Annotated in this window: 8 protein-coding genes; 5 read left to right on the forward strand and 3 right to left on the reverse strand. The window is 63.3% G+C overall.

What is annotated here, in order from left to right:
* Positions 1 to 173: 173 nt before the first annotated feature.
* Positions 174 to 797: a TetR/AcrR family transcriptional regulator C-terminal domain-containing protein gene (locus AC4D12_RS11755; RefSeq protein ID WP_490950097.1), complete on the reverse strand. Its 624-nt coding sequence runs from the start codon at positions 795 to 797 to the stop codon at positions 174 to 176.
* Between the two features lie 322 nt (positions 798 to 1,119).
* Between AC4D12_RS11755 and AC4D12_RS11760 the strand changes: the two genes are divergently transcribed.
* From AC4D12_RS11760 to AC4D12_RS11775, 4 genes are all read left to right on the forward strand, one after another.
* Complete coding sequence (locus AC4D12_RS11760; protein ID WP_490950098.1) at positions 1,120 to 1,440, forward strand: hypothetical protein; 321 nt, start codon at positions 1,120 to 1,122, stop codon at positions 1,438 to 1,440.
* 132 nt (positions 1,441 to 1,572) lie between these two features.
* Positions 1,573 to 2,757, forward strand: a complete 1,185-nt coding sequence (locus AC4D12_RS11765; protein WP_490950099.1) for a fatty acid desaturase family protein — start codon at positions 1,573 to 1,575, stop codon at positions 2,755 to 2,757.
* A gap of 262 nt (positions 2,758 to 3,019) precedes the next feature.
* Positions 3,020 to 4,591: an alpha/beta fold hydrolase gene (locus AC4D12_RS11770; protein WP_490950100.1), complete on the forward strand. Its 1,572-nt coding sequence runs from the start codon at positions 3,020 to 3,022 to the stop codon at positions 4,589 to 4,591.
* A gap of 39 nt (positions 4,592 to 4,630) precedes the next feature.
* A complete protein-coding gene (locus AC4D12_RS11775) occupies positions 4,631 to 5,545 on the forward strand; it encodes a diacylglycerol/lipid kinase family protein (RefSeq protein WP_490950101.1) in 915 nt (304 codons plus the stop codon).
* A 234-nt stretch (positions 5,546 to 5,779) separates the two neighbouring features.
* Here AC4D12_RS11775 and AC4D12_RS11780 read toward each other — a convergent pair whose 3' ends face one another.
* Together AC4D12_RS11780 and AC4D12_RS11785 are read right to left on the reverse strand one after the other, a co-directional pair.
* Complete coding sequence (locus AC4D12_RS11780; protein WP_490950102.1) at positions 5,780 to 6,250, reverse strand: DUF4383 domain-containing protein; 471 nt, start codon at positions 6,248 to 6,250, stop codon at positions 5,780 to 5,782.
* 655 nt (positions 6,251 to 6,905) lie between these two features.
* Positions 6,906 to 7,337 (reverse strand): hypothetical protein, encoded by a 432-nt coding sequence (locus tag AC4D12_RS11785; protein WP_490950103.1) that lies wholly within the window; start codon positions 7,335 to 7,337, stop codon positions 6,906 to 6,908.
* Positions 7,338 to 7,830: 493 nt separating this feature from the next.
* On the opposite strand from AC4D12_RS11785, the gene AC4D12_RS11790 reads away from it, so the two are divergent.
* Complete coding sequence (locus tag AC4D12_RS11790) at positions 7,831 to 8,139, forward strand: transposase (protein WP_490950104.1); 309 nt, start codon at positions 7,831 to 7,833, stop codon at positions 8,137 to 8,139.
* Positions 8,140 to 8,447 lie beyond the last annotated feature (308 nt).

The raw sequence follows: 8,447 nt of genomic DNA on the forward strand, positions 1-8,447 counted from the left end.
GACCAGCTCATCCAGGCACCATCCGCCGACGAACCCGACACCGATGAGCCACGCGAGCCGGAGGCTGCAAGCGCTGAGCCGTCGACGTACTTCCCAAACCTCGAGGTGTTCGTCACGGAGTACCTCGTGCACCACTACCCGCGTCCCGTGTACCCGGGACTGATTCGAACGGGTCAGTTGGTAGGCGGGGGAGGGCGTAGCTGTGCGTCGAGGCCTTCGAGCAGGATCGTGATGCCCTGGTCGAGCTCGGCTTTGCCGTCGTAGCTGAGCAGGAGCGCTGCCAGATCGCGCAGGTGCGGGAAGTCCTTTTTGGGGAGTCGATGTAATCCCATCCGTAGCCCGGTCTCGTCCTCGTCCGGGTTGACCACGACCTCTTCAAGTTCGTTGAGGACGTGCCCTAAGAGGTATCCGTAGTAGGCGCGGTAAGCATGAAGGGCTCCAGCAGGATCGAAACCTGCCGCACGAAGGATGGTGAGAATGCCTTCGAGCGGTCGCAGGGCCCCGAGGGGGCGCAGTCCAAGGGGGGTCGACAGGGGGCGCGTGACCAGCAGCGGTACGAGGTTGGGATGCTGCAGGGTCAGCTTACGGAATTCGTGTGCCGCCAGACGGAGTTGGTCCTGCCAGGTGTTGGTCTTCGTATCGGGTGCGGGAATCGTCCATCGATCCAGCAGTAGTTCGGTCAGCCCGTCCAGAAGGGCGTCCCGGTTGGCTGCGTACCGGTAGAGAGCCATGGGATCCCGTCCGAGTCTGGCACCCAGGCGTCGCATCGACAGTGCGTCGAGCCCGTTCTCGTCCACGAGGTCCAGAGCGGCTTGTAGGACCGCGTCACGACTGAGCGATCGCCGCTCACTGCCTCGTCGTGTCGTGTTCGCTGCTTGGCTCGCCGCCTTGTGTGATGGGGCGTCATCGGGTCGATCGTTCCGGTCTCTGACGATCCTGGACACCACTCTCGGTCGGGCGTTGGTAAGCCTGCTTGCCATCGCTGCCTCTACACCGTAGAGTCTACAGCGTAGAGCGATCGTGGAGCACACCGCGACCTTCCCGCTCACAGGTATGAAGTAGCTCGGAACGGGCCTTCACCCGCCGACTCTCGGCCCCACATCTTTCAGGAGAAAACCCTTGGCTAACAGCACCACGCACAACAACGCCCACACTGACCACAACGACCACAGCGATCACGCAAGTGCCGGCAACCGGGTTGAGACCCGACGCTCCACCGAGACGAAGGCATCGACGAAAACCACCGAGTTCTTCGCCTACGTCGCCATGGTCATCGCCACCGTCGTTACCGCGCTGGTTGTCGGGGACGGCGACGGCGAGGACGGAATCGACATGTTCAACGCCCACCAGGGCATGGAACTGATCACCTTCCTCACCATCGGTTACATGGTGGCTCGAGGCCTGGCGAAATCCGGTAGCCGCGAGTACTACAACGTCTAACAGCACCTCACATCCCTGTACCGGAGCCGCTGGCTTCGGTACGGGGATGACCTGTACCCAGCAAATCCAGCAGACGCAGCCCGGCTGGAACTCTTCAGATCAGCATTTCCTACCGACCGCCAAGGGACACTCATGAACGATCTCACTACCTCGACCCTCTCTGCTGCAGTCCCTTCGGTCGCGTCCGGCCCTGCTGCTGCTGGTGCTGGTGCTGGTGCTGCTGTTGTCCCGGTGGAGGCAGCGTCATCGACCCCCCGCACCGTCCGCATCTCGCGGCCGAACGACGTCGTCGCCTCCTACTCCGTGCTGCTGAAGCAGGTGCGCAAGGAAGGCCTCCTCACCCGCCGACGCCGGTTCTACGTCTCGGTGTTCGCCCTCCTCACGCTCGCGATGGGCGCCGCATGGACGGGCTTCGCCCTCCTCGGTGACACCTGGTTCCAGCTGCTCATCGCCGCCGGGCTCGGCGTGGTCCTCACGCAGGTCGCCTTCCTCGCGCACGAGGCCTCGCACCGCCAGATCTTCACGACACGCGGCGCGAACGACTGGTCCGGGCGCATCCTCGCCGCCGGCGTCGTGGGCATCAGCTACGCGTGGTGGATGGACAAGCACACCCGCCACCACAACGACCCGAACACCGTGGGCAAGGACCCGGACATCGAGGTGGACACCATCTCCTTCCTCGAGGAGGACGCCGCGAAGGCCAAGGGCTTCCACGCCTGGATCACCCGCCGCCAGGGCTACCTGTTCTTCCCGCTGCTCACCATGGAAGGCATCAACCTCCACGCCCGCTCCATCAGCACCCTCTTCGCCCGCCGCACCATCAAGGGCCGCTGGGTGGAACTCGCGCTCCTCGGCGCCCGCTTCGGCGCGTACCTCGGCATCCTGTTCTGGTTCCTGCCCGTCGGCATGGCGTTCGCGTTCCTCGGTGTGCAGCTCGCCGTGTTCGGCGTGTACATGGGCGCCAGCTTCGCCCCGAACCACAAGGGCATGCCCGTTGTGCCCAAGGACAGTACACTCGACTTCTTCCAGAAGCAGGTCCTCACCTCGCGCAACATCCGCGGTGGCTCCTTCGTGAACAACGCCTTCGGCGGACTGAACTTCCAGATCGAGCACCACCTCTTCCCCGACATGCCCCGCCCGCACCTGCGCCGCGCGGCCGTGATCGTGAAGGAGCACTGCGAGCGCCTGCGCGTGCCCTACACCGAGGTCGGCGTCGCGGCGTCCTACGGCGCCGTGGTCTCCTACCTGAACCGCGTGGGCCTCGCGGCGCGTGACCCCTTCGACTGCCCCATGGTCAACCGCTACCGCCGCACCTGAAACCGGCCCAGCCCCATCCGGCACCCTAAGCCGGCACCATCAGCCGGCATCTCGAGCTGGCGACCACAGACAGTAAGAGGCCATGAAGACGACACAGAACTCCGAATCAGTACCAAGTTCGGAGACCGCGGCGAGAACAACCACGATCGAGATCGAGGTTGAGGACGCGCGTGCGCGCCTTTCCTGCCGCGTGCATCTGACCCGCCGAGCACCGGACCATGGGTTTGCCCGGCCAGTGTTCGTGCTTGTACACGGGATCGGAATGTCCCACCGCTACTTCGACGCACTGCAGGCCGTCCTCATCGAGCACGGCGACACCCTGATCCTCGATCTGCCCGGATTCGGTGGCACCGCACGCCCTGGCCACCAGATGAGTGTCCCGGAGTACGCGGACGTGATCGCCCGGGTCCTCGACGGACAAGGGGTGAGCGGTGCTGTGGTGATCGGGCACTCGATGGGCGCGCAGTTCGTGACCGAACTCGCGATCAGCAGACCCGATCTCGTGTCCCACCTGACATTGATCGGGCCCGTGACCGACGTCGTCCATCGCTCGGCGACCAAACACACGCTGATGCTCGCAGTGGACTCCCTGATCGAGAGGCCCGTCACGAACGCGATGGTCAGTCTCGGATACATCGAGTGCGGGATCCGCTGGTACCTGCAGGAACTGCCGGTCATGCTCAGCTACCGCCTTGATGAGCGTCTGCCGTTGGTGAGTCGCCCGGTGCTCGTCCTTCGCGGTACCCGCGACATCATCTCCGGGCACGACTGGTGCGAGAAACTCAGCTGCAACGCCCACGAAGGACAGCTCGTGGAAATACCAGGGCAGCCACACGCGGCCCATCGCGGAGGCGCTTCCACGGTCGCCGCCGCAGTCCTCTCCGACTTGTCGCGGCACCCAAACACTCAGGCAGGTGAGCGGACCGAGCACGAGGCACGACCGACCATGCCGCAGACGGGAAACGTCACCCGTCTTGCACCACGCCCGAAGGTGCTCGAGATGCGGAGCATCACGGTAGGGGACCGGCAATGCAGGTCGCACATCATGCCCCTCAGCCCCGACCGCGATCGTCTTGTCGGGTCAACCGATCGCACGACACGAGCGGCACGCGTGAACGATGGTGGCCGTGCCGCCACCATCCACGCGAGCACTGAGGCGCCCGTACCGGTGTTCGTCCTCATCCATGGGATCGGCATGTCCCACCGATATTTCCGGCGTCTCGGATCGGTCCTCGCCGCATACGGTGACGTACACCTGATCGACCTTCCGGGGTACGGGTGGACGGGAAGACCCGACCACGCGTCGACCAACGAAGCGACGGCCGACTTGATCGGGAAGGTCCTTGATGACGCCCGAGCTTCGTCCTGTGTGGTGATCGGTCATTCGATGGGCGTGCAAAGCGCGACGGAGCTGGCCATCGAACGCCCGGACCTTGTTTCTCACCTGGTTCTGATCGGTGCTGCTGTCGACGTCGATCACCGGACAGTGCGTCAGCAGGCTCTCCGGTTGGCGTTCAACTCGATCTTCGAGAAACCACTGTTGAGCATGGTTCAATTCCTGGACGTTGTGCGGTGCGGACCGCGGTGGTATGCCGCTCAACTGAAGCTCGCTCTGAGGTATCCGCTCGAGGAGCGACTACCCCTGGCGGCACAACCCGTGCTCGTTCTGCGGGGTTCACGCGACGTCGTCGCCGGCGCCGCCTGGTCGGACAAACTTGCCCGCACCGCTCAACACGGCGAATCCGGCACTATCGAGGGAGCACCCCACGCGGCACATCACAGCGCCGCCGCTGCCGTGGCCTCCGCTGTCACCGGCTTCCTCGATCGCCGATAGCCCGAATCGATGAAGAAATCTCTCACAGAAGAAGGCATCATGAACGACACCACCCAGGAGCCGCGCAGGTTCGACGCGATCACGATCATCTTCAACCCGAACAGCACAGGGAACGCCCCGAAGCTCGCGAAAGAGCTGCAGGAGCAATTGGTCACCCTCGTGCCGGGAACCGACGTCAAGCTGACACCGACCGAACGGGCGGGGCACGCGGTGGAACTCGCGCAGGAAGCCGCGTCGGCCGGCAACGCGCTGGTCGTGTCGGTGAGCGGTGACGGCGGGTACAACGAGGTCATCAACGGCGTCATGGCCAGCGGCAGGGACGACGCCGTGTCCGCTGTCCTGGCGGCGGGTAACGCGAACGACCACAGTCGCGTCACCGGGCGCAGACCCCTGGCGGAAGCAATTGTTGACGGTCACGTGCGGCGCATCGACGTGATGCGTCTGAGCCTTCAGGGCGGGCGCTCCGCAGCACAGACCGAGCCGATCTACGCGCATTCCTACATCGGGTTCGGGCTGACGCCGATCATGGCCATCGACATCGAAAAAGGCAGCAAGGGCGCGATCACGGAGATGTTCTCCGTGGCCCGGAGCTTCCGCAAGTACAAGCCCTTCAGGATCCGGCAGAGCGACGGTGAGGACAGGACATTCGACAGCCTCGTCTTCGCGAACATCTCGCAGATGGCGAAGTACGCCACGCTCAGCGAAGCCGAGGACCACCCCGCCGATGGAAAGTTCGAAGTCATCACCTTTCCGCATATGGCCAAGTGGCGGATCCTCCTCACGGCGCTGCGTGCCTCGACCACGGGGCTGGGTAACCAGCCGAGCTACTCCCACTACCGCTTCTCCACGCTGAAGCCCATGCCCTATCAGATCGACGGAGAGATCAAGGACGTCGACGCCAACATGACGATCACCATCGACAGTCTCCACCAGGCCCTGGCCATCGTGAGTTGAGCGGTCCCTGGAATGCGCATCGCTTTGTTGACCGCCCACAGCCTTGGGGTCCGCATCTGGGGCTGTTTTGGTCCTCGCCTTCGAGACGGCAGAGTAGTCAAGCTTCAGATATGAGCTCGAAGCGAGTCGATCCTATAGTTGATGAAGTGATTTTTTGATGGAAATAGCAGTGCGGCCTCAGATGTTTTTGGGGCCGCACTGTTTTCGGCGGTATCAGCTAATCGGTTGAACTAGTCAATCTGTTGGTTGGACGTGTGTTGTTGTGCGCTTGTGGTTGCGTGTGAGTAGCAGTGCCAGCGCAATCATGCCGATGCCCAGGAACAGGTGCAGCCAGTTGTCTGCATCGTTGACGGGGACGACGTTGCCGGCCGATTCGTGGTCAATGACCAGACCGTAGATCCATAGGACCAGGTAGATGATGCCTCCGTAGAGGAGGTAGGAGCGGGCGCCGCTGATGGTGCGGGCCATGGCTGCCCCGGCTACCCCGAAGAGCAGGTGCACGAGGTTATGCAGGACGGATACCTGGAACAGGCCAAGGAGCAGGGCGCCGGATTCGTGTCCGGCGAATTCGAGCTGGTCGTACTGGCTGGCGATGCCGGGGATGAAGCCGAGCAGCCCGACGAGAAGGAACACGGCTCCCACGGCGAGGGCTGCTTTCTGGACGTTCGTACGGGTGCCCGCGCGGGGCGTGTTGGCGGTGGTCATGATTGTTCTCCCAGGGAGGTGTGCGAGTGATGGCCTGCGGTGATGTTGACGGGGCCAAGAACAGCTAGCCCCGGTTGACAGGTGAGACAAGCGAGACAGGTAAGGATGTCTACGCAATTCGCCGGAGGTGGGCCGTTGAATGGCCTATAAGCAGCTTGGTAGGCAGCTTTTCGTGTGACGCAGGCATGGCTCGTGTCACTTGGACGGTGAACAGGTCGAATTACTCAGCGCTGAGCATTTCGTCCGGCGGAGGAGGCCCTGCGGGTATTACCCACAGGCGGCACGGCACGCGTGATGAGCAAGGTCGGCGCCCGTGCTTTCAGGAATGGCAGCCTACCCTGCTCAATGAGCACTGCACTGGTTGCTCTACCGTCGGCATGCGCCCGCGTAGGCAAATTCAAGGATTCGTGCGGGCTACCGCGAGAACCGATATGGGTACCTTCTTGCCGCGTCAGGCCGCGGAAGGAACGCTCACGCTGGACTGTGAAGACGAGCACATAGGCACCCTGAGCGGCATGTCCGTTCCGGGGTGAGACGAGTTTCGCTACTCGAGCCATGTTGCGTTTGGGTACACCCCGCAGGTCCTTGGCCACGTTGATCGGGGAGCGGGCATCGACGGCCAGGTACAGGTCGTCGTTGATGGCGACGCTTGAGCTCAGGCGTAGGGCGAGGGTGAGTGATGTTGCTGTAGTGGTCGCGAAGCTACGGGCGACGGCTCGTCGTTGTGGAGTGGAGACGAAGGGGTCTGCGGCGTAGAAGTTGATGCACGCGCTGCCGGAGTCACGGTCTCGGTCGTGGCGATGTCGACGATGGTGATGATGATGGTGCCAGTCTCCATGGAGGACAGGCACGGGCCGGCCCCGCTGTCGTATTCACGATCGTCCATGATGTCGACGTCGGGACTGCTACTGGCCAGGGTGGTTGTTCTTCTCGCGTCCCGGTAGGTGATGCTGCATTCAACGAGTGCGGGGGACATGATGCGTGTGGAGAGGACAGCGAGCTGATCGAGGAAGTCCTGGACGTTGTCATGGGTGAGAACCAGATCGAACAAGGTCGGTGTGTCGATGGGGTTCGGCGCCTGACTCACATCGCCAGTATTGAACGACCTCAGACCATGACAGGACTCAAAGGATCAATCGACCAAGGAGGTCGGGGGAGTGAGTTTCGTCCGGGCCGGCTGCTTGACACGGACGATGAACCCCATGTCCGCGCAAGCGCCTCGATGTACTCAACGAAAGAACGCGGACACGTCCAGGATCTTCTGTTGCCTCCACCCAGTGTGCGGCCTGCACCCCGTATCGAAACTCCAGACCACGTCTGGTTACCCTCAAGTTCACCTTCAGCAGCGCCGGCCGAGCGCAGCGGCCGAAGACCGAGCTCCATGACGATGATCCGCGCGTCCCTGATCGGCAACGGCATCATCTACGCACCGACCCTTTGCCGCGTCGCGTTCTCTCCGCTCTAAGGGTGTCGACCCGGGCTGGAGGAAGGGATGATGCTCCGGAGGCGCAAGGGTCTGCTGCACGGATAGGTGATATCTGATCTGGCTTGTCGGAAGGCGGGCCTGGAAGGATGTTGCTGTGCCGAAGCCTTACCCAGATGAATTCCGCGACGACCTGGCGCGCGTGGCGAGGAATCGTGAGTCCGGAGTGACGATCGAGCCGGTCGCGAAGGACTTCGGTGTTCACCCGATGACGCTGACGAAATGGATGCGGAGCGCCGGGACCGGTGACGGCATGACGGCTGGTCCGTTTCGCAGCGAGACGGCGGAGAACCGCGGATTGCGGAAACGGGTCCGGCTGCTTGAGCAGGAGAATGAAGTCCTGCGCCGGGCAGCAGCGTATTTGTCGCAGGCGAATCTGCCGGGAAATGGTTCTACCCGCTCGTGAGAGAGTTCGCCGACTCGGGGATCCCCGTGACCGTGACGTGCCGGGTGTTGAAGCTCTCCCGCCAGCCCTACTACCGGTGGCCGGCCGCCCCAGTCACCACGGCGGAAGTCGTTGAGGCGTATCGCGCGAACGCACTGTTCGACGCTCATACCGACGATCCCGAGTTCGGTCACCGGCTCCTGGCGGACGAAGCCCGCGACGCGGGGGGGGGGGGGGGGGGGGGGGGGGGAAGGGAGGAAAGAAACTGAGGGCGGAACTGCACGAGCAAAGGGTGGGGGTCCGAATCTGGGAAAAAAAGCGGGAAAGAA

It is taken from the genome of Arthrobacter sp. TJ-266, assembly GCF_058269115.1.